The organism is Meridianimarinicoccus marinus, from assembly GCF_040689105.1.
Classification (GTDB): Bacteria; Pseudomonadota; Alphaproteobacteria; order Rhodobacterales; family Rhodobacteraceae; genus Meridianimarinicoccus; species Meridianimarinicoccus marinus.
Genome location: NZ_JBFBVU010000023.1, coordinates 1 through 22,798 on the forward strand (window position 1 = coordinate 1; position 22,798 = coordinate 22,798).

16 protein-coding genes and 1 pseudogene are annotated in these 22,798 nt (G+C 66.1%); 5 read left to right on the plus strand and 12 right to left on the minus strand.

The features are described 5' to 3' along the window. The 8 genes from AB0T83_RS15355 to AB0T83_RS15390 form a co-directional block, all read right to left on the minus strand. Positions 1-1,530, minus strand: a 1,530-nt coding sequence (locus AB0T83_RS15355; RefSeq protein ID WP_366194099.1) for an HAD-IIIC family phosphatase, incomplete at its 3' end; no start/stop codon positions are given. Between the two features lie 43 nt (positions 1,531-1,573). Next, complete coding sequence (locus tag AB0T83_RS15360; protein ID WP_366194100.1) at positions 1,574-1,816, minus strand: acyl carrier protein; 243 nt, start codon at positions 1,814-1,816, stop codon at positions 1,574-1,576. 193 nt (positions 1,817-2,009) lie between these two features. Further along, a complete protein-coding gene (locus tag AB0T83_RS15365) occupies positions 2,010-2,243 on the minus strand; it encodes a hypothetical protein (protein ID WP_366194101.1) in 234 nt (77 codons plus the stop codon). Between the two features lie 40 nt (positions 2,244-2,283). Then, positions 2,284-3,693 carry an arylsulfotransferase family protein gene (locus AB0T83_RS15370; protein WP_366194102.1) on the minus strand — a complete coding sequence of 470 codons (1,410 nt, stop codon included), beginning with the start codon at positions 3,691-3,693 and terminating at the stop codon, positions 2,284-2,286. A gap of 78 nt (positions 3,694-3,771) precedes the next feature. Beyond that, positions 3,772-5,166: an aryl-sulfate sulfotransferase gene (locus tag AB0T83_RS15375; protein WP_366194103.1), complete on the minus strand. Its 1,395-nt coding sequence runs from the start codon at positions 5,164-5,166 to the stop codon at positions 3,772-3,774. Between the two features lie 11 nt (positions 5,167-5,177). Then, positions 5,178-6,242, minus strand: a complete 1,065-nt coding sequence (locus AB0T83_RS15380; RefSeq protein ID WP_366194104.1) for a sulfotransferase — start codon at positions 6,240-6,242, stop codon at positions 5,178-5,180. After that, positions 6,239-6,622: a hypothetical protein gene (locus AB0T83_RS15385; protein WP_366194105.1), complete on the minus strand. Its 384-nt coding sequence runs from the start codon at positions 6,620-6,622 to the stop codon at positions 6,239-6,241. Before AB0T83_RS15385 ends, AB0T83_RS15380 begins: the two co-directional genes overlap by 4 nt. 213 nt (positions 6,623-6,835) lie before the next feature. Beyond that, positions 6,836-9,148 carry a hypothetical protein gene (locus AB0T83_RS15390; protein WP_366194106.1) on the minus strand — a complete coding sequence of 771 codons (2,313 nt, stop codon included), beginning with the start codon at positions 9,146-9,148 and terminating at the stop codon, positions 6,836-6,838. Positions 9,149-9,567: 419 nt separating this feature from the next. On the opposite strand from AB0T83_RS15390, the gene AB0T83_RS15395 reads away from it, so the two are divergent. Beyond that, positions 9,568-10,335 carry a sulfotransferase family 2 domain-containing protein gene (locus tag AB0T83_RS15395; RefSeq protein WP_366194107.1) on the plus strand — a complete coding sequence of 256 codons (768 nt, stop codon included), beginning with the start codon at positions 9,568-9,570 and terminating at the stop codon, positions 10,333-10,335. Positions 10,336-10,362: 27 nt separating this feature from the next. Here the strand turns inward: AB0T83_RS15395 and AB0T83_RS15400 are convergent, their stop codons facing one another. Further along, a complete protein-coding gene (locus AB0T83_RS15400) occupies positions 10,363-11,769 on the minus strand; it encodes an oligosaccharide flippase family protein (RefSeq protein ID WP_366194108.1) in 1,407 nt (468 codons plus the stop codon). Between the two features lie 194 nt (positions 11,770-11,963). Here AB0T83_RS15400 and AB0T83_RS15405 point away from each other — a divergent pair, with 194 nt between their 5' ends. From AB0T83_RS15405 to AB0T83_RS15415, 3 genes are all read left to right on the plus strand, one after another. Beyond that, positions 11,964-13,682, plus strand: coding sequence for a bifunctional sulfate adenylyltransferase/adenylylsulfate kinase (locus tag AB0T83_RS15405; RefSeq protein WP_366194109.1), 1,719 nt, complete (start codon positions 11,964-11,966; stop codon positions 13,680-13,682). A 224-nt stretch (positions 13,683-13,906) separates the two neighbouring features. Beyond that, positions 13,907-14,560, plus strand: a complete 654-nt coding sequence (locus AB0T83_RS15410; RefSeq protein WP_366194110.1) for a sulfotransferase family 2 domain-containing protein — start codon at positions 13,907-13,909, stop codon at positions 14,558-14,560. Positions 14,561-14,585: 25 nt separating this feature from the next. Continuing rightward, positions 14,586-15,524: an NAD-dependent epimerase/dehydratase family protein gene (locus AB0T83_RS15415; RefSeq protein ID WP_366194111.1), complete on the plus strand. Its 939-nt coding sequence runs from the start codon at positions 14,586-14,588 to the stop codon at positions 15,522-15,524. Between the two features lie 27 nt (positions 15,525-15,551). Here the strand turns inward: AB0T83_RS15415 and AB0T83_RS15420 are convergent, their stop codons facing one another. From AB0T83_RS15420 to AB0T83_RS15430, 3 genes and pseudogenes are all read right to left on the minus strand, one after another. After that, complete coding sequence (locus AB0T83_RS15420; RefSeq protein WP_366194112.1) at positions 15,552-16,238, minus strand: glycosyltransferase family 2 protein; 687 nt, start codon at positions 16,236-16,238, stop codon at positions 15,552-15,554. Beyond that, complete coding sequence (locus AB0T83_RS15425; protein WP_366194113.1) at positions 16,231-18,396, minus strand: glycosyltransferase family 4 protein; 2,166 nt, start codon at positions 18,394-18,396, stop codon at positions 16,231-16,233. The genes AB0T83_RS15420 and AB0T83_RS15425 overlap by 8 nt, the downstream gene beginning before the upstream one ends. 507 nt (positions 18,397-18,903) lie before the next feature. Next, positions 18,904-19,107 (minus strand): annotated as a pseudogene (locus AB0T83_RS15430) (transposase); the annotation flags it as partial. 1,075 nt (positions 19,108-20,182) lie between these two features. Here AB0T83_RS15430 and AB0T83_RS15435 point away from each other — a divergent pair. Beyond that, on the plus strand, positions 20,183-22,786 hold the full coding sequence (locus AB0T83_RS15435; RefSeq protein ID WP_366194114.1) for a right-handed parallel beta-helix repeat-containing protein: 2,604 nt from the start codon (positions 20,183-20,185) through the stop codon (positions 22,784-22,786). The last annotated feature ends 12 nt before the right edge of the window (positions 22,787-22,798 follow it).

Consider the following 22,798-nt stretch of genomic DNA (forward strand, 5'->3'; position numbering starts at 1 on the left):
ATCGTCTTGCATCGCCGCCACCTCGGCCTCGGTATAGCGCCGCGTGGTCAGGTTGAACTGGTTGGACTTGTTGATCAGCTGGGCGGTGCGGGTGCGGCCCACCGCGTCGAAGGGCGCGATGGTGCAGGCCATGTCCAGCGAGCGCAGGTAGTCGTCGTAATTGCCGATGGTTTCCATCGCCACGGCGCGCTGCGCGTTGGCGCGGTACTGCTCGGCCCGCTGGGCGTCATCCGCCGACAGGCCGACGGTTTCGAAATAGCCGCCCTGGGCCAGCATCGCCGGGTAAAGGCTGGGATCGTCGCCGACCTCGGGCACGCCGACCATCGGCAGCTCCATCCGCACGCGGGCGCGTTCGGCGGGGTTGTCATCGAGGAACACCAGCGCGTCGGTGCCGATGTTCAGCACCTTGGCGATATGCTGGATGTTGGAGGCCTTGTCGGTCCAGTTGGCGACGAAGACCGCGATGTCGTCCAGCCGCAGGGCCATGTCCGGGTGCTGTTCGAAGGGCAGCTTGCCGTTGGCCTCCTCGTTCTTGGAACAGACCGCCAGCACCACGCCGCGTTCCTTCAGCGACAGGGCGTAGTTCTGGATCGCCAGGAAGGCTTCGCCCTGGGCCGAGCCCTGGCCGATCTCGATGCCCTCCAGCCCGTCGTCGCCGATGATGCCGCCCCAGCAGGTGTTGTCCAGGTCCAGCACCAGGCATTTGGAGGCCTTGCCGCGCAGGGCGCGCAGCACCTGGGCGAATTTTTCCGCGTAAAGCGGCACGTAATCCAGCGCGAAAGGCACCTTGGCGCGATGCCACAGCCCGGCGTCGTGCCAGTTGGCCCGGCCCACCAGCGCCGAGAGCGCCTCGGCATCGAAGAGCACCGCGGCATGGCTGTCGCACAGATCCACCATGGCGTCGTTCACCGCGGCGATCTGGGCCGCCAGCGCGCCCTTGGCGCGGCGGTCGTATTGCCCGGCCCAGGGATCGGCGGGCAGCGGCAGGGTCTGCAGGATCACCGTCTTGATGCCCGCGCCCTGCAGCCCTTCGACCAGCGCCGTCAGCGTGGCGGTGGCCGAGGCCACGGCGGCCTCACCGCTGGCCGCATCGATGAACGACCGGGTCAGGCCAAGGCTTTGCGGGGTTTCGGCGATCAGCGCCATCTCGGCGCCGAAGCCGCGCAGGGCGCTGCCGGGATCCATGACCTCGGCCATGGCCTGGCCATAGGCGGGCACATAGGTTTCGATGCGCACGCCATGGCGCAGGGCCGAGGCGCGGATCGCGGGGGCGATGTAATCGGTGGTGGCCTGGGCCAGCAGTGCCAGCTTCAGCGGGCTCAATGCCGGGCCGTCGATACGATCGGCCAGTTTGGTCACGGCCTTGTCGAGGCTGGTCAGCTTGTTGAGATCCAGGTCCCGGGCGGCCAGCGCCACCAGGTCCTGCGCCGGCACCGGGCCGGGGGCCGCGACCAGCGCCTTCAGCGAGGCGCGGAAATCAGCGGCGGCCGGAACCAGCCAGGGAAGCTTTCCGGAGGACAGGTCGAACATTGTGCATACTCCACGCGCACCGAAACTACATCACCGCGGGCCGTCAGCCGGCCTTGGTCTGAATCAGGGTGATGATGTCACCAAACTTCTTAAGGCCTTCGATCTCGGCATTGGAAAACTTGATGCCGTACTGCCGCTCGATGGCGATGATCAGGCGGACATGACTCAGGCTGTCCCATTCCTCGACATCATTGGCGGTGGTCTCATCGGTCAGCTCGACGTCATCGGCATCCATGACATCCTCGAAGATGTCGACGAGTTCTTCCTTGATCGACGCGTAATCCATGCTTCTGCACTCACCTGCTGCGTGTCTTGCCCGGCGCGAGGCGCGCGCGGACGGAAAACGGCTGCGGCCATGACGCAACCGGAGCGGGCGCACGCGAGGTGGTCCCGCCGGTTGTGCGGTCGCAGCTTTGGGGGTCGGACCCCTTCAACTCAAGGGGCTTTGATGTCGCGGCGGGGGCCGTGACAGCGCCCGGTCACTCGGCCGACGGCGGGGTGTCCGAGGACTGCTCGGCCGCGGCCTTGCGCTTGCGCATCATGCGTTTGACCGGATACCAGACGAAGCCCACGATGGCGAAGAACACCGCGGCCACCAGGGCCAGGGCTGCACCGATGGCCGAAACGCCGGCGCCCGGGCCGATATAGGCATGGGCCAGGGTCGGCAGCAGCATGGCGGCCAGCGCCAGGGGTACCGTGAGATCCCGTTTCATCGTATTACCTTTCCAATTCTCAACTCAGACCAGTTCATTTTCATTCGCCTGTATAAAGCATCCCGAACAACGATGCACGCGCAGCGTGGCTCTTTTGCGCGGCGTTGGCGCCGGGCACGGCGCTCAGGTCATGCAGGCTGTCATATTGCAGATAGACCTCACCGGTGGCCACGTCGACCTCGTACCCGCGGCCCTCGCCGGAATAGCTGACCAGGGCGCGGCGGCGGTCGGGAGACAGGCTCAGGTGGCTGCCGCGATCCGAGAACAGCTGTTCGGCGGCCTGCGGCGTGCCGGGCTGCGGAAAGATCCGCCGTTCGGCGCCGGTGACAAGATCCTTTTCCAGCAGGCGCGAGACGCGGCCGACCTCGGCGTCGCCGCCCCAGTTGTCGAACATCACCATCTTCGATCCGGTCAGGTGATGCACCGAATGCTGCTGCACGAAGCTGCCGCGCAGCACGTCGGTGATGGTGTCGGTGGCCGGGTCCAGCACCGCGACGGCGCTGAGGTTGCGCAGCGATATCAGCAGGTTGCCCGGCTGCAGCGCGCCGCCCGGCGCGGTATAGTCCAGCACGTCCACATAGTTGATGTGCAGCGGATCGCAGGCATTGGTGGTTTCCGCCAGCATCGCCGACCAGGGCGAGGCCAACAGCGCCGCCGAGACATCGATGCGGCGTTCGACGCTGCCATCGGCGCGCAGGATCTGGACCCCGTCCACCTGCGGCTTGCCGGTGTCGCATTTCAGTTTCTCGCGTGAGCCGCGCGGCCCCACCGGCACCACCCAGTCGCCGGTCGCGATGTCCAGATCGGGCACCAGCGCGCGCCCGTCGGGCAGCAGCGTCGCCCAGTGATGCGAGAAGTCGAAGCGGAACCAGACCGGATGGCCGTCGCGATCCACCCGCGCCGCGCCGGCGGCGAAGGGGAACATGTTGCCGGTGGACTGGAAGCTGACCAGCAGGTCGCCGTTGTCATAGCGCTGCAGCCCCAGCGGCCGGAAGATCAGCGCCGGATCGCCGGGCACGCCCTGGTGGCCGAAGCTGCCACCGGTCATGTCGGCGGCGAAGATCTCGTCGGGGCGGAAGGGGGTGGCATGGACCAGCGCGCCGCTGCGGTCGATTTCCACCGCCAGGCAGCCGTGTTCGGGGCACAATTCCAGGTATTCGTTCAGCCCGCCGTTGATCAGCAGCCGGCCTTGCGGCTCGGCCGCGCGGGGGCCGGGGGTGAAGCGGCTGGAGACCGCGTCTTCCAGCGCCACCCGTTCCCGCGAATGGGCGTGGAACTGGCCCAGGTAGGGCGGCGCGCTGATGCCGCGATAGGTGTACAGGATCGTCTTGGCGCCATCGGCAATGGTGCGATAGGGGGGGATCTGATACTCGCCCACGAACACCCCGGCCCCGAAGACCAGCAGCACCAGCGACACGACCGGCATCAGGATCGGCAGGATTCTCGACATACTCGGCTCAACTCCACGCACGGCCCGCGACGGGACCGGTAACTGGGCCGGAGGCCTCCGGCCCCCGGGGTCTTACGGTCACGGCTGCAGATAGTACATGCCAAACAGTTTCGCCCGCGTTGCCGCGGATTTCTGCGCCTCGGTGGCCTGTTCCAGGCCGCTGAGGTCATGCAGGCTGGTCCAGGTCATCAGCGGCGCGCCGCTGGCCAGATCGACCTCGACCCCCACCGAATCCTCGGTGAAGCTGACCAGCGCCCGGTCGGTCTCGGGCGAGATGCTCAGATGCCCGGCGCGGAAGGAAAACAGCGGCCGCCCGGTCTGCAGGGCGTCGGGGTCGGGAAAGATCTGCCGCTCGGGCCCGCCGGCCAGGTCGATTTCCAGCAGGCGCGAGCCGTGGCCGTTGCCGGCGCCGCCCCAGTTGTCGAAGACCAGCGCCTTGGAGCCGCGCAGCTGCTGCACCGCGTGCTGCTGCATGAAGCTGCCGCGCACCACGTCCAGCACTTCGCCGGTGTCGGGATCCATGATCGCGACCATGCTGAGGTTGCGCAGCGAGACCACCAGGTTGCCCGGCTCCAGCACCCCGCCCGGCGCGGAATAATCCAGCACATCCACATAGTTGATGTGCAGCGGGTCGCAGGGCACCGGGGTCTGGGACATCAAGGGCGCCCAGCGGCTTTCGCGCAGGGCCTTGTCGACATCGATGCGCTGCAGCACCGCGCCATCGCCATCCAGGATGTGAATGCCGTCCACCTGCGGCCGGCCGGTTTCGCAATACTGGTCGTAGATGCGGCCGCGGGTGCCGATTTCGACCTCCCAGTCGCCCTCTTCCAGCACCAGGTCGGGAATGATGATGCGCCCGTCGGGCATCACGTTCACCCAGTGGTGGGAATAGTCGAACCGGTACCAGCGCGGATGGCCGTCGCGGTCGATGCGCGCCAGCCCGCCCGAGAAGGGGAACATGTTGCCGGTGGTCTGGAAGCTGACCAGGTAGTCGCCGTTGGCATAGGGTTTCAGGCCGATCGGGCGCTTGATCAGGCGCGGATCCGGCGGCACGCCCTCGCGGTAGAAGCTGCCGTCGGTGATATCGGCGGCGAAGATCTCGTCGGGGCGATAGGGGATCGCATGGGTGACCGTGCCGGCGCGGTCAACCTCCACCGCCAGGCAGCCATCCTCGGGGCAATGCTCCAGGAACTCGTTCAGCCCGCCGGTGATCAGCAGGGTTTCGGGCAGCGCGGCCTCGGCGGGATCGAGCGCCTCGAAGCGGTTTTCGGCAGCCTCGGCGGGGGGCACATCGGGAGCCGGGCCCACGAATTGCCCCAGGTAGGGCGGTGCGCTGAGCCCCTTGTAGGTATAGAGCAGGGTCTTGGCGCCGCTGGCGATGGTCGGATAGGGCGGCAGCTTGAACTCGTTCACGGCGATGCCGGCCCCGAAGGCCACGATCACCGCGCCGATGAGGAACGTGAGAAACGGCATGATCTTTGACATTACAAGGAGGTCCCGGTCAGGCTCTGGTACAGGGCGCGGGCATGATCCACGCGATCCGCGGGCAATTCATGGGCAATGGGGCGGTCGGGCAGCGGAGTGAATTCCCCGGCCACCTCGGCCAGGTGCGCGCCGGGCTCAAGGCCCAGCTGGTCGCACAGGCGGGTCATCTCGCCCAGACCGTCGTTGCGCTGCGCCTCGTGGCTGACAAAGAGGATGCCGTCGTCGAGGCCTTGCAGATGCTCGAAGGCGGCGATCCAGTAGCCCAGCCAATAGTCCAGATCTTCGGGCGTGGTGCCGTCGGTGCGGGCGGCCAGCGTCGGAAACTGGATCGGACGGTGCAATTGCCCGAACTCGTAATGGCCGATGTCGCCCATGTAGCGTTTGACGAAGGGATCCTCGGCGTGCTGGGTCAGGAAATTCTTGTGCTGACGCCACAGCGAGGCCGCATGGGTGACCGGATCGCGCACCGGCACCACGATGTCGGCATCGGGAAAGATCGCCCGCAGCAGCGGGATGCGCGCCACATTGCCGTTGTTCTTGGAGATATAGCGCCCCTCTGCCGCATTGGGGCCGCAGCGCAGGGCGATGATCTTGCACAGGTGCTTGCGCAGGAACTCTTCGGCCTCGGCGTTGCGATCGGCGCCGGTCCACAGCGTGATGCCATCGCCCTTGTAGTGATCGGGCCAGAAGGCTTTCCAGATCACTTCTTCAAAAGCCTCGGGGCTGTCATAGCCGACCTGGATGCCGTCGCCATGGGCGCGTTCGGCCAGGGTGCTGTCCTTGCGGAAGCCTTTCGACAGGCGGTTCCACAGCATCGGCGCCATCAGGAAGGGCATGTCGCGGTACAGATGCGTGGCCAGGCCGGGCACATGCGCCAGCGCCGTCAGCAGGATGGTGGTGCCGGCCCGTGGCAGCGAGGTGATGAAGATCGGCCGCGCCCCGGTGATGCCCTTGAGATCCTTGGAAAACATGCTGTCTTCCATGTCGGCCATGGACATCTGCAACATGCGGCTGGAAAAGGCGACCTTGTGAACCCGCTGGTCCAGCTTGGAATAGGCGCTCATTTCTTCGCGACCCGCAGTCCGATGATCACGGCCACGGTGACGATCACGCTGGTGATCAGGATCACGTCCAGCCGCAGCATGAAGGCCAGGGTTTCATCGGCGGGCTTGAGGCCGATCATGTCGGCGGCCTGGATCGGCACCCAGGCGGCGACCAGGGTCAGAATTCCGCGGACCAGCAGATCGAGGAAATTCTTCATCAGCGACAGCGCGGCTTTCTGCACCGCCGCTTCCTTGGCGTCTTCATCAAGGCTCTTGTCGCCCATCACGGCCGCTGTCGCGCGCGAGGTGGCGATGGCCGTGCGCGCCCGTGGCACGAGGTTCAGAACCTGGAAGGCCGCGATGAAACACAGGACCGAAAGTCCGACAATGATCACCGTCATGTGGAGAGGCTCCACAGCAGATTGCCCCGGAAAAACGCCATTCGTCCCGCCTTTCGTAACATCACTCTGTCGGCGTTCCGCCTGACCGAATCCTCAGGGGGGGACCGCCTTGCGGATCACACAAATACAAAGCGGAAGATGGCACACTTCGGCTGGGCTTTCTGGAAGGCGCTTTGTCGCGGCCCGGTTGACCGGACCGCCCGGGAATGCCCCTCAGCCGCCCTGATGCCAGGGGTGCCCGGCAAGGGCGCTGTCGGGGCCGGTGATCTCGGCGCTTGGCGCGGCGGCGGGTTCATTGGCGTCCGCACTGGCCAGCCCTTTCCAGACCCGCAGGTATTCGACCTCGCCCACGAACTGGTAGCCGCCGTTGCCGTTGCGGTTCAGGAAGGTCAGGAAGCGGCCGGGCACCAGCTGGCCGGTGTTGGCCGGCAGCGCCACCTGGGTTTCCACCCCGTCCTTCCACAGGGTCAGGGTCTGCCCCGGCAGATCGATGGCCAGAAGCAGCGTGACCCAGACGTTCTCGGGGATCGAGAGGCCGGGCTGATGGCTGGCCAGAAGCGCCGTGCCGCTGCTGTCGTCCAGGTTGATCCGCAGGGCGCTGTTCGAGGCCAGCCGGCTGACCTCGAACCCGCCGCCGGACTGGGCAAAGATGCCGCCATTGGGGGCGCCGGGGGCAAAGCGGATCCGCGCCGCCATGGTCAGCAGGCCCGGATTGGAGCCCAGATTGCCCGGATCGTTGAAATACGGCCCGGTGGCGGTGGTGGTGAAGGTCGCGGGTGCGGGCAGGGTGTTGGCGATCTCGGTGTCCAGGGGCAGCGGCTCCACCGCCACGCCTTCGACGCCCGCAAGCCCCAGGTCGACCATCGGCAGGTTCATCCAGTCACCGTCGAACTTGTCCTCGGGCCATTTCAGCACGCCCGAGGCGCCGCCGCGGCCGAACTGCACCGAATCCGCGAAGGTGAACAGGCCGCCGCCATTGGGCGCGATCCGCACCCGGCCCCCCACCAGCGTGGCGTTCTCCGCCGGGACGCCGTTGATCTCGAAGCCCAGCACCTCGGTGCGATGCGGGTAGGTGGCGGGCATCGCCGGCAGGCCGCGCGCCGCGCGGGTGGTGGTGACCGGCGGCGTGGCGCCGCTGCTGTCTTCGAACCACAGCTCGACCCAGGCGCCCGAGGGTTCCCAATGGGCGCGGTTGAAGCGCGGCACCTCGATCGGCGCCAGCCCCAGCCCGTGCAGCGCGGTCACCGCCACATGGCGGGCGCGGGCCGGAAGCCCGTCGTCGGTCATCGCCGCGGGGTGCGAGGCATCGTCCCAATAGGTGCCGGTGAGCGAGGGCGAGCTGTCGGTGGCGCTGACCGCGCGATAGCCGTTCTGGTAGAGCAGGATCTCGGGCCCCTTGCCGCGCGGCGCCAGGATCGGCGCCAGGGCGGTATCGTCCAGCATGTTGCGGATCGACAGCCGGGTGTCCTGCTTGTTCGAGATGCTGTCGGGGGTGCCATCGGCGCGGGTCACCGCGTCGCGCATGTCCTGGCCGACCTCGAAGCGGTGCGGGCCGAACATCAGCAGCGGCGTGCGCGCGGCGTCGAAGATCCCGCGTCCGCCGGTGGCCGACAGATCCCACAGGATATGATCGAAGGTGCGCGCCTGATGCGCGGTGCCCAGCGTGTAATCGGCGCCGGTCGCGGTGATCCCGGCGTAGAAGGGATAGAAGCGCTGGCGGAACATGTCGGCGGCGGCGCTGTCGGCGGCGGTCCAGGTGTCCAGGATCAGCCCCAGGTCGGACCCGTCGGCGCGGGCCTGCCCCACGATCGCCGCGAAATCCACCCAGTCGCGGGAGAAATCGCTGTCATTGGCCAGGTTGCCCCGGCTGGTGCCGGAATGGGCCAGGTCGAGGATCAGGAACTTCTCGCCCGGCGCGTTGCGGATCAGCACATCGGCCAGCGCCGCAATGGACGCCGTGACCGGGCTGGCGGCGGTGACCGACTCGATGGTGATCGGCCAGGGCTTGGTGCCGCCCTCCTGCTGGCGGATCACCTGCACGGCGCTGTCGTCGGTCACGGCAATCGGCGCGGTCTGGCTGAAATTGTCGGCAAACATCCGGGCATCTTCCGACTGGCCGATCAGCCCGACGATATGGCCCACGCCGAAGCGGCTGGTGGTGCTGGCCTTGGCGCTTGCATGGCCCTCGACCCAGACCCGCGGGCGCAGCCAATGGGCGCTGCGCGCGGTGCCGGGATAGGCGCCGGTCCAGCTGCCGCCCGATGCGGTGGCCACGGGCTGGGCGGGAAAGAGCACGGCGCCGGTGTCGGCGCGCAGGATCTCGGCCATGATGCGGGTGCCGTCGGGGGCATCGGTGCTGCCCGACAGCGGGATGTCGGCGCTGTTGCCGCCGCGCGCAGCACCGCTGTCGAACAGCGTCAGATCGCGGGAGAACTCGGCGACACTGGCGGTGGCGGCGGGTCCCGCCTGTGGGGCGGAGGACATGGGGCTGGGCAGACCGATGGCAAGCGCGACCTGGATCATCATGGCAAGCAGGCTCCTTCTGTGGCAGCGCCGGGATCGGGCGGTCAGAGCGGAAAGGATGGCGGCCATGGGCAGGGGTCCTGATGCAAGGGGTTTCCCTTACTGGCAGCCCCCGCGCGCCGGGATCAAGGCGGATCCTCTCCCGGTTGCACGGCCCATCCGTCCCGCCCCGGCCTCCGGGAACGGCAAATGAGGGCTCAGGCTAGCTTGGGGGGCGGGGGCGTTGCGCCAGAGGCACACAGAGCGTACTCGCGAGACGCGCACAGAGCGTTCCCGTGCCGAAGGCGCACAGAGCACACCCCCCCCAACACACGCGGCCACCCGGCCCCGCTCCTGCGGCCTCTTGCGTCATCTCGTCCCTGCTGTCTCCGCCCGCCGGCTTCGTATACTGCGCGCGTACCAGTGAGTAAGGATTCCAGTTCATGCCCATCTTCAAGGCCGGCGAGAAGCTCGTGCTCTATGCCCATGTCCCCAAATGCGGGGGGTCGGCCGTGTCGTGGTACCTGACCGAACGTTTCGGACAGGTGGCCTTCCATGACAGCCGTCACACGCGGCATGATCCGCGCAGCCTGTGGTCGCGCACCTCGCCGCAGCACATCGACCGCACCAGCCTGTCGCGGCTGTTTCCCGACGGGTTCTTCGACGCGATGTTCACCATCGTGCGGCACCCGGTGGCGCGGCTGGTCAGCGCCTATCACTTCCAGCTGGAGGTCGAGCAGAGCATCTCGACCCAGGTCAGCTTCTCGGACTGGCTGGAGGATCTGACCGACCGCCGGGCCGAGGATCCCTTCGTGCACGACAACCACGTCCGCCCGATGACCGAGATCGTCCCCGAGGGCGCCCAGGTCTTTCACATGGAACACGGGCTGGATGCGCTGGTGCCCTGGTTCGACGCGCTCACCGGCACCGCGGCCGCCCCGCGCGCCCTGCCCAAGATCAACGAGCGCGGCAATTACGCCAAGGTGGCGGTGGAACGGGCCCGGCCCACGGATTGGGACCTGGAACGGATCGCCGAGATCTATGCCGGGGATTTCAGCCGCTTCGGCTATGAGATCGGATCGAAGGCCCCCAAAAGCCCGGCCCCCGCGCTGACCGCCGCCCAGATCGCCGAACGCGACGCGGCGCTGAAGGCCTTCAACAGCCCGATGGCCAAGTTCACCCGCAAGATCACCCGGCGCATGGGGCGCTAGACGTCCGTCTGGAAAACCAGCCGCCGGTCAGCCGCCATAGGCGGTCATCCGGCGATCCCGCAGGTAGCGCCAGAGCGGCCGCAGCGTGGCCAGCAGCGCCCCGCCGGTCAGCGCCAGCAGCCCGGCCTCGGCCAGCGGCGGCAGGGTCCAGGGCAGCAGCGGGCTGGCCAGCGCCAAGGCCGCGGTGAACAGCGCCAGCGCGATCAGGCAGGGCGCCTGCAGCGCCACCGCCATGCCGGCCCAGCGATGCGCCAGCACCAGCGCCACGAGGAAGCCCAGGGCCTCGCCCAGAACCGCCACACCCAGAACCGCCGGCAGGCCGGCGCCGCGGATCAGCAACGCCCAGGCCACCGCGATGGCCAGCACCCGCGGCAGGTTCGACACCACGCCGTTCAGGGTCCGGGCGCGGGCCAGCGCCACCTGGCTCAACCCCGAGCGCACCGCCCGCAGCAGCTCGACCACCGCCATCAGCAGCAGGAAATCCAGCACTGGCGCGTATTTCTCGCCCAGGGCCAGTAGCACCAGCGGCGGCCCGGCCAGCGCGATGCCCAGAGCCAGCACCGCCATCGCCAGCGCCGAGGCCTGCACCATCACCACCGCCATGCGGTTGAACTCGCCGTCATCGGCCTTGGCCGCCGACAGTTGCGGCAGCAGGAACTGGTGCACGGCGCGGGTCACCGCCCCCATCGGGGTCTGCACCAGCGACAGGGTCATGGAAAAGATCGCCAGCGTCGCCATGCCCAGCTCGCGCCCGACCACCAGCCGCTCGCCCTGGTAGATGATGAACAGCATCACCCCGTTGGCCAGCAGCGGCCAGCCGAAGCGCACCCCGCGCATCAGGATGTCGCGCCGGAAGGCCAGCGCATAGCGGCGCTCTTTCACCAGATGGGTGAGCAGCAGGTACAGCAGCCATTGTGCCAGGATCGCCCCCAGCATCACCCGGTAGTCGCCGTACATCATGTACAGCGGCCAGATCGCCAGCACCGAGATCAGCGGCGGCAGCAATTGCGTGGCGATGAACGGCCCATAGGCCATGCGCCGCTGCAGGCGGAAGACGTCGAAATGCGCCAGCCCGTTCAGCACCGGCACCACCGCCAGCAGCTGATAGGCCCAGGTGATCTGCGGCTGGCCCAGGAAGCGCGCCATCGGCGCCGCCAGCGCGAACAGCAGCGCCCCCGAGACGAAGCCGCGCAACAGCTGGAACCCCTGCAACGAGGCCTGGAAATCCGGATCGTCGCCGTCGTTGTCCTGGATGATCATCTGGTTCAGGCCCAGGTTCGACAGCAGCTGCATGATCGTGACCGAGATCATGAAGGTGGCCGCGATGCCGTAATCGGCCACGCTGATCAGCCGCGCGATCAGGATCGTGCGCAGGAACAGGATGACCGAGGTCATCACGTTGCCCGACAGAAGCAGCACGATCTTCTTCACCATCACTCGCCACCTGCGCCTTTGCTGCGGACCCGGCTCTACCGGACCGGGTATGACGGCAGCCGGGGGGAAATGGCAATTGTTTTCCCCTTTGCAATCTTGTCACAGCGGCAATGACAGCCGATTTGTCGCTTTGCCCGGCACCGGGGTGCCTGCTAAACGCGCCCCCAACGCGTACCAGTTGAAAGTTCAATCCCATGACAGCGACGTTGCATTCGCCCATTACCGAACTCTATGTCTCCGCCGAAAGCGCCCAGAAACTGAAGATCGAAGCCGGCGAGATGCCGTCCTGGGATCTGACCGCCCGCCAGATCTGCGATCTGGAACTGCTGATGAACGGCGGCTTCAACCCGCTCAAGGGCTTCCTGAGCGAGGCAGACTACAACGGCGTCGTGGAAAACATGCGCCTGGCCGACGGCAGCCTCTGGCCGATGCCGATCACCCTGGATGTCAGCGAGAAATTCGCCGAAGGGATCGCGCCCGGCCAGGACATCGCCCTGCGCGACCCCGAGGGCGTGATCCTGGCGATCCTGAACGTCACCGACAAATACACCCCGAACAAGGCCCGCGAGGCCGAGAAGGTCTTCGGCGCCGACGATGTGGCGCATCCGGCGGTGAACTACCTGCACAATACCGCCGGCCCGGTCTACCTGGGCGGCCCGATCACCGGCCTGCAGGCGCCGATCCACTATGATTTCCGCGCCCGCCGCGACACGCCGAACGAATTGCGCGCCTATTTCCGCAAGATGGGCTGGCGCAAGATCGTCGCCTTCCAGACCCGCAACCCGCTGCACCGCGCGCACCAGGAACTGACCTTCCGCGCCGCCAAGGAAAGCCAGGCCAACCTGCTGATCCACCCGGTGGTGGGCATGACCAAACCCGGCGACGTGGACCATTTCACCCGCGTGCGCTGCTACGAGGCGGTGCTGGACAAATACCCGGCGGCCACCACCCATATGTCGCTGCTGCCGCTGGCCATGCGCATGGCCGGCCCGCGCGAAGCGGTCTGGCACGGGCTGATCCGCAAGAACCACGGCCTGACCCATTTCATCGTCGGCCGCGACCACGCCGGCCCCGGCAGCAATTCGGCCGGCGAGGATTTCTACGGCCCCTATGACGCCCAGGACATGTTCCGGGAATACCAGGACGAGATGGGCATCGAGATGGTGCCGTTCAAACACATGGTCTATGTGCAGGACCGCGCCCAGTACGAGCCCGCCGACGAGATCGCCGACAAGAACGACGTCACCATCCTGAACATCAGCGGCACCGAATTGCGCCGCCGCCTGTCCGAAGGCCTGGAGATCCCCGAGTGGTTCTCCTTCCCCGAGGTTGTGGCCGAGCTGCGCAAGACCAAGCCGCCGCGCGCCAAGCAGGGCTTCACCGTGTTCTTCACCGGCTTCTCGGGCTCGGGAAAATCCACCATCGCCAACGCGCTGATGGTCAAGCTGATGGAAATGGGCGGCCGCCCGACCACGCTTCTGGACGGCGACCTGGTGCGTAAGAACCTGTCGTCCGAGCTGGGCTTCAGCAAGGAACACCGCGACCTGAACATCCGCCGCATCGGCTATGTCGCCTCCGAGATCACCAAGAACGGCGGCATCGCCATCTGTGCCCCGATCGCGCCCTACGCCACCACCCGCCGCGCCGTGCGCGAGGAGATCGAGCAGTTCGGCGCCTATGTGGAAGTGCATGTCGCCACCTCGATCGAGGAATGCGAACGCCGCGACCGCAAGGGGCTCTACAAGCTGGCCCGCGAAGGCAAGATCAAGGAGTTCACCGGCATCTCGGATCCCTACGACGTGCCCGAGAACCCCGAACTGCGCCTGGACACCGAAGGCACCGACGTGGATTTCTGCGCCCAGCAGGTGCTGCTGAAGCTGGAAAGCATGGGGCTGATCGGCTCGGAGTCGTAAGACGGCCACAGGTCTGAAAGACAAGGAAACCCCCCGCCGGCGGGATCGGTAGGGGGTTTTCTGGCTGTCAGAGTCCGCTGCGGAAGCCCTGTAATGCGTTGACCTTAAAGGTTCTCTATGAAAGCTACTGAAGGAACCGCACGGCGGGTGAAGGCTGCTTTCCGCATCTGCCGCTTGTGGGGTCCACGCTCGAATTTCCGCAGCCCGGGAAAAGAGGACACCAAATGACTGTTTTGATCGAAAAGGAGAAGCTGCTTTTCGTCTCCACTCCGAAGATTGCCTGCACTTCCATCAAGGAGGCGCTGTTCGAGGTCGAGAACCGCTTCAAGTTCCAGAATTTCCACGCCAACGGGATCTTGCGCCACATCCACGATCCGGCCATCTATCCGGCCATCAAGTTCGAACGCATTCCTCAGGACCGCGCCGCGCCATGTCTGAAGCTGACCATAGTGCGCGACCCAGTCAAACGCTTCCTGTCGGCCTTTTCAAACCGTGTCGTGCACTATGGGGAACTCTCGCAAAGATATATCGGGGATGCTGCGAAGGAAGAGGGTGTTCCGGTCAACCCGGACATAGAGGAATTCATAGACCATCTGGAAGTGTACCGCCGTATCTCCAGATCCATCCGTCTGCACACCGACCCGATCATCGATTTTCTGGGAGACGACCCAGGGTACTATGATCATGTCTTTGACATGTCGGAAATCAAGGCGTTTGACGCAACGGTTTCGGAGCATATCGGACGGCATTTCGAAACCCCGCACCTCCAGACCGGCGGCCCCAAGATAAAATCCGACGTATTGTCCGAGAAGCGACTTGAAAAAGTCCGTGCATTCTATGCCAGGGATTCTGAGATATACGGAAAGTTCCTTGGCTGACAGCATCTCTGAAGAAGACCCCGGCATGATTGAGAATTCCGCGCCCGTATCGGATCGCCGCGTGCTCGTTGTCGGCGGCAACGGTTTCATCGGTCGGCACGTGGTGCGCGCCTTTCTGGACGCCGGGGCGCAGGTGGCAATCATGGACACCGCACCCGCTCCGGCGGAATTCGCGGCGCTGGATCAGGTCATTGGGTCGGTCGCCGATCCCACGCTGATGGCTTCGGCGGCCTCGGGCGCCCACATCGTGGTCTTCCTGGCCAACAGCTCCCTGCCCGGATCGGCCAATTCCGACCTGTCGTCCGAGGTGCGCGCCCATGTGGAGACCACGGTCAAGGCGGCCGAGATCTGCGCCAGCCTCGGGGTGGAACGGTTCCTCTTCGCCTCGTCGGGCGGCACCGTCTACGGGTATTCCTCGGACACGCCCCTGACCGAAGAGCGGCATACCGCCCCGAAAAACGCCTATGGCGTCTCAAAACTGTCGATCGAGCATTACCTGCGCATCATCACCAGCCTGCGCGAGATGCAATGCGTCGCCCTGCGCATTTCCAATCCCTATGGCGAGGGCCAGCGCGCCGTCCGCAACCAGGGCTTCGTGGCCGCCGCCATGCAGCATGCGGTCAGGGGCCAGACGCTGCCGATCTGGGGCGACGGATCGGTGATCCGGGATTTCCTGCATATTTCGGACGTGGCCCGCGCCTTCGTCTTGGCCGGCGCCGTGCCGACCCCGCCCGAGGTCGTCAACATCGGCTCGGGCCAGGGCGTGTCCCTGGTGCAGATTCTCGACCTGATCCAGGCCGCTCTGGGGCGCGACATCGACATCGCCTTCGAGCCGGGCCGGGCCATCGATGTCCGCAAGAATGTCCTCGACACGACCCGGGCCCGCGACCTGCTGGGCTGGCATCCGCAGGTCGATCTTGCCACCGGGCTCCAGCGCACCGCCGACTGGTGGCTGAGTCTATAGCCATCGTCGGCGCCGCGTCGACGGTGGTCAGTCCGGCCAGATCGAGGCGTCGTGCTTGGCGACATTGGCCATCTGTGAGTCGCTCCGGCGACGTTTGAAATGCAGGGTTCCGGGGGCTGGCTTGTGCGGAATGCCCTTGGCCACGGTCTGGACATTCCAGTGCCAGTCCTCATGACCGAATCCGTTCTTCAGATCGTTGGCCCGGAACGGCGTGTCACGATAGGTCGCGGTGCGGGCGAAGGACATCGCATCCCAGTAGTTCGTCCAGCGCAGGTAGTCCGGGTCGAAAAGATCGCCTTCGGAATCCACGTGCCACCAGACATTGCGCTCACCGCCAAAGACGATGTTGCATTGGGAATGGATGACCGCCTCGGGCCGCGCCGTGCTCAGGGCGAAGGCGGCGGTCAGCCAGTTTTCCGACCACAGGTCGTCCCCGTCCAGGAAGGTGGCGCAGGTACCGCCGGCCGCCTCGATGCCGGCATTCCGGGCCAGCCCGGGATCCCCGAAGTCCGTTTCGACAATCCGGATGTCGGCGTCCAGACAGTTGGCCAGAACATCGCGAGTCAGATCGTCGGGCCGGTCCAGAACCACGATGATCTCGGTCGAGATCCCGGTGGCCGTCGCATGTGCGATGGCCTCAAGCGCGCTGCGCGCGGTAACGCCGGCCAGAAGTCCTTCGCGGTGCGCGGTCACGATCGCCGAAATATCAGTCATGTTCGCCCTCATTCAAACGCGCACCCAGGGCCGACAGATAGGCGGCTTCGCTGTGGGTTTCTCCAACATAGGTCTGCAGGGCCGTCGCGCGGCGCACCCGTTCCTTGGGATCGGCCAGCAGCGCCTTGATTGCGGCGGCATAGTCTTCCGGATCGCTGCCCACCGGCACCAGCCAGCCGCGTGCGTCTCCGATCAGCTCGGGAACCCCGCCCGAGGCGCTGGCCACGATGGGCATGCCCATGGCACCCAGTTCGATCAGGATGGTCGGGATGCCGTCCCAGTCCGAGGTGTAGAAGAATCCGTCCACATCCTCGAGCGGCAGCTCGTCATAGGATTTGAACGGGTCGTGGATCTGCACGTTCTCGGGCAGTTTCGACAGATCCGGCGGCGGGTCCAGCACCGCCTTGCCCCAGCATTTGAAATCCACCCGGGGCAGCCGTTCGGCCACCTCCAGCAGAAGGTCGAACCGTTTCTGCCGATCGAACCGGCCTGCCCACATCAGGCAGGGACGCTTGCGCCGCCGGGCGGACCGGATCTGCGCCTCGGCCACGGAAACCGCAGACACCGGTGTTACCGCAGGGGTGTAAAGCGTCATCAGCCGCTGCGTCATGCCCGGCGGAACTCCGAACCGTTCGGCAAGCGTGTCGGCCAGATCCCTGCTGTCGGTGATCGTGGTCTCCAGATGCGGGAAGGCGCGCGCGAAATACCAGACCGGATAGCCCGCCTCGACCCCACCCTTGGTGCGGTCGGCGCAGAAGTAATAGGCGTGCAGCCTTGAAAACCGGTTCAGGCGTTTGCCGTAGCGGATGCAGGTTTCAAAGGCCAACCGGCTGTTCACGTTGAAGATATGATCCGGCCGGATCTTGCGCAGGATTTCATACAGCATCTGGCTGCGCAGTTGCTCGGGCGCATGCGTCAGGGTCTGGGACAGGTCCGCATGGGCGACCCCGTCAAACCAGTCGGGGCGCGCCCAATCCGGTTGATCGGTCTGGAGAACCAGCACCGGGCCCCGGATCTCGCCAAGCGCCCGGCTCAGGATGCCGGCCACGTAATCCGCACCGCCGACCTTGCAGAAGGGGATCAGCACCACGGATTTGAACTGGCCCTCGGGAAGTTGCGCCAGCAGCCGCTTGAAAGCCTGATAGGCCGCATCGTGCCAGGGTGGCAGATAGGCGGGCCGGTCGATCTGACCGCCGACATCCGGCTCCAGCGCCGTAGCCTTGTCGACGAGATCGGCGAACTTGCCCGACCGCAGGAACCGGCGGTTGACCTGCAGTTCTTCCTGCGCGGCGGCAGAGGATCCGGCGTGATCCAGGAATTCCCGGAGGCTGATCCGGGTCGACGTATCGGCATCCGGAGAGATCACGACATCTCTCATGAACTGCCGCTTCTCATGCTGGCCATGCAGGATGAAATGCTCGAACAGGGGTCCGGGATAGGCTTCCAGATCCTTGTTCAGGGCAAGGTAGTCCTCGGCCTCGAACAGGGCGTTGGGCACGATCCGCGCCGCCCGGCCATGAGCGATCCAGTGCTCGAAGGCGGTGGTGCCTTCCGTCAGCGGCGGCAATCCGGCAACCGTCGCTTTCTGCAGATAGCAGGCCTCGTCGAACAGCGGCCCCGGAGACATCCCTTGCAGGAAGTCGAACACGACGTACCGGATGAAGCACTCGTTGTCGGACACCGACCGCGTCAGCCCCTTGGCCCGACGATAGCTGGCCGCCGAGAACATCGCTTTCAGATGCTGCCCCAGGCCGTGATCCCGCAACCGGGCCGCGTCATGGCCAAGCGAGGCCAGCAGGGTCGAGACCTCGTTCTGCCAGGCCGTATCCTGTGAATGGACCCAGTCGCTGAACCGCTTCTGTTCGTCATTGATCGACAGGTTCCGCGGCAAACCGGTTGCAACATAGTGGGCCAACGGGCAGACTGCGGCACCGTCCAGATGTTGTACCGTGTAGTGACCGACATCGAACTTTCGGAAAGGGCGCCGCCCCTCTTTCCAGCCGAACTTCAGGTAGTGCTGGAACGGATCTATGCCACTGTCTTGGACATCTGCGTTGTCGGCAAGGTATTCTTCCGCGTTGAAATGTTTTTCAAGCTGATCCTGTGTCAGCCCAAGCAGCGGGTCTTCCGAACCGGCTGTCCCAAAAAGCTTTACCATCTATACCATATCCACCGCTGCACTGTTCCACGGCCCTGCCCTGGAAACCGGGCCCCGGGCCCGGTCGGTCCCTGGCCGACTGATACCGCGAAACGCTAAGCACTTCTACCGTTCGCGCATGGCCGAAAGGTCGCTGGCTGGCCTTTTCCGCCGGATGCAGGAATCCTGTGCGCAAGCCTGAAATTGCAGCCATACACCCCCGGTCCGAGACCCTGCAGCCCCGGCCAACCTTGCCGGGATTTGCAACGGGGGCGCTCTTGTGAATCCGGTTGCCACGGAACTTCGAGAGCCGCTCCCGTTCGGGGAAGCATCGCCAGGGTTACGTCCACCAGGGTGGTGTAATTTCCCATATGGCCTGAGGCCATGATCAGGCGGCTTGGGTTGAGAGGCCGAAAATGGGATCAGTCTCCTCTGCGTCGATTTCTGCGAAGGCGGCGACCCTCATACCGCGACTGGCGGTCTGCCATTCATCGTTCAGCTCGAAGCGCACCGCGCCGACTCGGGCCTTTGTAGTCCCGTGTCAAGGACCTTCTCCGAGGTCCTGCGCGGCTCCAGGAAGCCGGGGAAATAGCTGCCCTGGCGCAGCTTCGGAACCTTCAGGTTCAGCGTGCCCAGGCGGGTATCAAGCGCCTGTTCGCGATACCCGTTGCGCCACATCGTGCGCTGGCCGGCGCGCTCATGCTTGCCGGCGCCGATCAGGCCTTCGGCATCATTCTTCACTACAATCGTTCCCCCGGATCGATTGCTTCACGCTCGAATTCCATGATCCGCTGCGGAACAGCCTCGGCGACGGCACGCAAAAAAAATCGCCGCCGTCCTGCATTTGAGGACGATCGGAAAGGTCCATGTTGGCCCTGGCTATCGGGGGTCTCCGTGTGGTCCGTGGTTGAAGCCGCCAAACTTCACCTCGACCATACACCTCGATGGCTACCCGGATGACACCGGTAAGGGCGCGAAAACTACACCACGTGCTCGGATACCAACGCCAAGTATAGTTCCCGTGCGATGAAATGACCTGTGGGTTCGGATGGACCACCAGCGGAAAGACGAAACTGCAAAAGTAAGGACACTTGGAGGTGAACTTTCGGGCAATGGGGCGCCGGGGCCGAATTCCCTTGATTCATTGACGATAGGACTTGTTCCGGGCCTTCGGGGAGGAGCAGATGCACCCATGTTGCAGATCTGAACGCGGGTTTTCACGGTCTCAGAGGACGGTCAGAGACAACGGAATCCTGCCTTTTCCCATTTCCGGCCCCTCGGAGCGTTGCTGCCCGGGAAGATCAAGCCGTCGGGTTCACGGGTTGAATGGGTCCTGCGCGCATCCAGGACCCGGCCTGCCCCGCCTCCTGCGCCGGACCTGCCCGGACCCATGCATAGGCCTTCAGCGCCAATCGATTGCGTCCTCCGGCCGGCACTCGAAAGGATCCAGACGGGCCGGTCTCCAGCCCGGGTACGCGCGCCTCCCCGACAGGTCGGCCTGCACGGGCCGGGGTTTGCAACCGGGGGCGCCCTTTGGAAGTTTCGGAGAGACATGTGCCCCCGCCCTCATGCGCGCGTCATTGCAGCCCGCCCCCATGGGACGATTTTTGCAAGCCGATTGGGCTCACTGAACAATGCTATGGTTGGAAAGCCGGGCAAACGCGCATTACCCCCGCACCCTTCGCCCCTGCCCCGTCACCCCCGATAAGCCGCGCTTATCGCGCCCCGCCCCACCCCCCATTCCTGGATAGTCGTGGCGCTTCGATCACGCTGCGTTAGACTGAAGCCCTACTGCGGAGGTTTTCTCATGTCCCATTGGATCCCCCCTGCCCTGCGCGCGACCCTGGGCGCGCTTCTCACCGTGGCGACCATGCTGCCGGCGGCTGCGACCGACCCGGTCCAAACTGCGGAAAATACGGGATATTCCCCTGCTGCCGCGGCGGTCCCGCTTAAGGCTTTCTTCACCCGCACCCCCGAGGTTGCCCAGCCATGGGGGCACCGCGCCGATCCGTCCTGTGACGGGCCGGCGGTCAAGGGGTGTCTGAACGTGTCCAATTCGACGATCGTTGCGGTCGACAGCGCCGAAGCGCTGAACGCGGCCCTGGCCAAGGCGTCGGGCGGGGAAACCTTCCTGCTGGCGCCGGGCGACTATGGCCGCCTGAACCTGACCGGCCCATCCGCCGCGAACCTGACCTTCAGGGCCGAAAGCCCGGGCAGCGCCAGCTTCACCGGCGGCATGCTGCGGGGCGTGCAAGGCATCACCTTCGAGGATGTGACCTTCGATTACACCTTCCGGGACGGCGACACGCTCAAGACCGAGATGCTGTCGGTCCGCAACAGCAGCGACCTCACCTTCCGCCGGGTGCTGCTGACCGGCGACATGGCCTCGGGCACCGGCAAGGAAAGCTTCGACGATCATTTCACCGGCTTCGGCCTGCGCGCCCGCGACAGCCGGAACATCGTGATCGAGGACAGCGAGATCACCGGCTTCTGGAAGGGCATCTATCTGGCCCGGGTGGACGGGGCGCAACTGCTGCGCAGCGAACTGCACGAGATCCGCTCGGACGCGCTCAACCTGATCGACACCCGCGACGTGCTGGTGGAAGACAACCAGTTCCACTCGATCCGCCGGTCGATGCTGTCGGGCGACCACGCCGACATGATCCAGGTCTGGAGCGGTCAGGACGATCCCGCCCGCAAGCCCGGCAACATGGTCATCCGCAACAATTATTTCGACATCGCCGACGGCGACCGCAGCCAGATGATCTATATGGACAACAGCCGGGCGTCGAACCGCGATGCGGATCCGGCGATCTTCTACCGCAACATCCTGATCGAGAACAACGTGATCGTCTCGGGCACGGTGTCGGGGATCAAGCTGGGCGCGGTGGATGCGGCGGTGATCCGCAACAACATCCTGGTCTACAGCGAGGCCCCCGATGCCGACACCGCCAAGGGCGCGGGGGAGCCGCGGATCCGGGTGGCGCCGCATTCCACCAACGTGGTGATCTCGGACAACATCACCTACGACGTGAAGGGCTATTCCGGGCAGGCCGACTGGTCGGTCTCGGGCAATGTGAAGGCGCAAAGCGCGCGGCCGGGGTCGCCGGGCTATGTCGGGGGGATCGTCAGCCCGATCTCCCATGACCCGGCCGACGAAACCCCGGTGGATGCCACGCTGCTGGCCTATGACAGCGGCACCGGGCTGCTCAGCATGCTGGAAGACGGCTCCATGCAGGCGCTGCTGCTGCCCTCGACGGCGCTGCAGCCGCTGGACAGCGGCGGCACCGGGCTGGACCTGGGCACGGCGGTGATCGAAACCCCGGCCTCGGCGGTGGCGCCGCTGGGCGGCGGCACCGGCTTCCGGCTCGACGCCGGCCTGTGGCTGGAGCCGGGGCAGGACCGGGGGGTGGTGTTCCTGCTCAAGGGGGTGCTGATGGTCTCGGTCACCGCCGGCGGCGCCCTGGAGGCCCAGCTCACCACCGCCACCGGCGATACCGCGCGGGTGCAGACCGCCAGCCCCCTGGGCGACGGCGGCTGGCACGACATCTCGCTGATCTATGACGGCAGCGCCGGCGGCGCCGGGCTGACCCTGACGCTGGACGGCGTGCTGCAGCAGACCGTGGCGCAGGAAGGCCCGCTGCCCGAGATGTCCCGCAAGGGGCTGATGCTGGGCTCACCCTGGCACGCGGATGCCCAGGGCGGGCTGCGCCATCTGTCGCTGACCGGTCTGGTGGAACATTCCGACCCGATCCTCAGCCCGGCCCCGGTGCCGCCGGTGTTCCCGCCCGAGATCGACAGTGCCACGCTGCTGGCGCAGGCGGTGATGGCCGAGGGTTTCGACTTTCTGGACGACCCGGCGCTGGGGGCCAACCTGATGGGCGATGCCCGGCTGACCGGCGAGGACGGCGACGGCCAGCTGAGCCTTGGCACCGGCGGCGCCCTGCACCTGCCCGGCCTGCCCGGCGACCTGCACAGCCAGCATCTGGCCGCCGAGATCCTGTTCCAGGTGGACCTGGACGCCACCGAGCGCAGCACCCTGCTGTCCAGCCACCGGCGCTTCGAGGCGGAACTGGTGGGCGACCGGCTGAAGCTCACCGCCAGCACCGCCGAGGGCGGCACCGCCTCGGTCACCAGCGGGCAGCTGGCCGGCCTGAAGGCCGACGGCCCGCATCGCCTGACGCTGGAGCTTGACGCCCGCGCCGACCTGCTGACGGCGCATCTGGACGGGCTGCTTGTGCTGGCCGAAACCGGCATCGACTTCGACCTCGCCGCCAGCACCGCGCGGGAGCGCGGCTGGCACATGGGCAACCGCTGGAGCGATGCGGCCCAGGCGGTGGAGATCGACCAGCTGATCCTCGCCGATCTGGACGCCCTGCCGCCGGAAGCCGGCGACCTGCTGCTGGCCTGACCGACAGGGCTG

Excerpts from the sequence above, each read along its gene's own strand:
- AB0T83_RS15395 (WP_366194107.1), top strand. The coding sequence starts at position 9,568 with ATGCCCATCTTCAAGGCCGGCGAGAAGCTCGTGCTCTATGCCCATGTC.
- AB0T83_RS15365 (WP_366194101.1), bottom strand. The coding sequence starts at position 2,243 with ATGAAACGGGATCTCACGGTACCCCTGGCGCTGGCCGCCATGCTGCTG.
- AB0T83_RS15375 (WP_366194103.1), bottom strand. The coding sequence starts at position 5,166 with ATGCCGTTTCTCACGTTCCTCATCGGCGCGGTGATCGTGGCCTTCGGG.
- AB0T83_RS15400 (WP_366194108.1), bottom strand. The coding sequence starts at position 11,769 with ATGGTGAAGAAGATCGTGCTGCTTCTGTCGGGCAACGTGATGACCTCG.
- AB0T83_RS15385 (WP_366194105.1), bottom strand. The coding sequence starts at position 6,622 with ATGACGGTGATCATTGTCGGACTTTCGGTCCTGTGTTTCATCGCGGCC.
- AB0T83_RS15435 (WP_366194114.1), top strand. The coding sequence starts at position 20,183 with ATGTCCCATTGGATCCCCCCTGCCCTGCGCGCGACCCTGGGCGCGCTT.
- AB0T83_RS15390 (WP_366194106.1), bottom strand. The coding sequence starts at position 9,148 with ATGATGATCCAGGTCGCGCTTGCCATCGGTCTGCCCAGCCCCATGTCC.
- AB0T83_RS15370 (WP_366194102.1), bottom strand. The coding sequence starts at position 3,693 with ATGTCGAGAATCCTGCCGATCCTGATGCCGGTCGTGTCGCTGGTGCTG.
- AB0T83_RS15405 (WP_366194109.1), top strand. The coding sequence starts at position 11,964 with ATGACAGCGACGTTGCATTCGCCCATTACCGAACTCTATGTCTCCGCC.
- AB0T83_RS15420 (WP_366194112.1), bottom strand. The coding sequence starts at position 16,238 with ATGACTGATATTTCGGCGATCGTGACCGCGCACCGCGAAGGACTTCTG.
- AB0T83_RS15360 (WP_366194100.1), bottom strand. The coding sequence starts at position 1,816 with ATGGATTACGCGTCGATCAAGGAAGAACTCGTCGACATCTTCGAGGAT.
- AB0T83_RS15415 (WP_366194111.1), top strand. The coding sequence starts at position 14,586 with ATGATTGAGAATTCCGCGCCCGTATCGGATCGCCGCGTGCTCGTTGTC.
- AB0T83_RS15425 (WP_366194113.1), bottom strand. The coding sequence starts at position 18,396 with ATGGTAAAGCTTTTTGGGACAGCCGGTTCGGAAGACCCGCTGCTTGGG.
- AB0T83_RS15380 (WP_366194104.1), bottom strand. The coding sequence starts at position 6,242 with ATGAGCGCCTATTCCAAGCTGGACCAGCGGGTTCACAAGGTCGCCTTT.
- AB0T83_RS15410 (WP_366194110.1), top strand. The coding sequence starts at position 13,907 with ATGACTGTTTTGATCGAAAAGGAGAAGCTGCTTTTCGTCTCCACTCCG.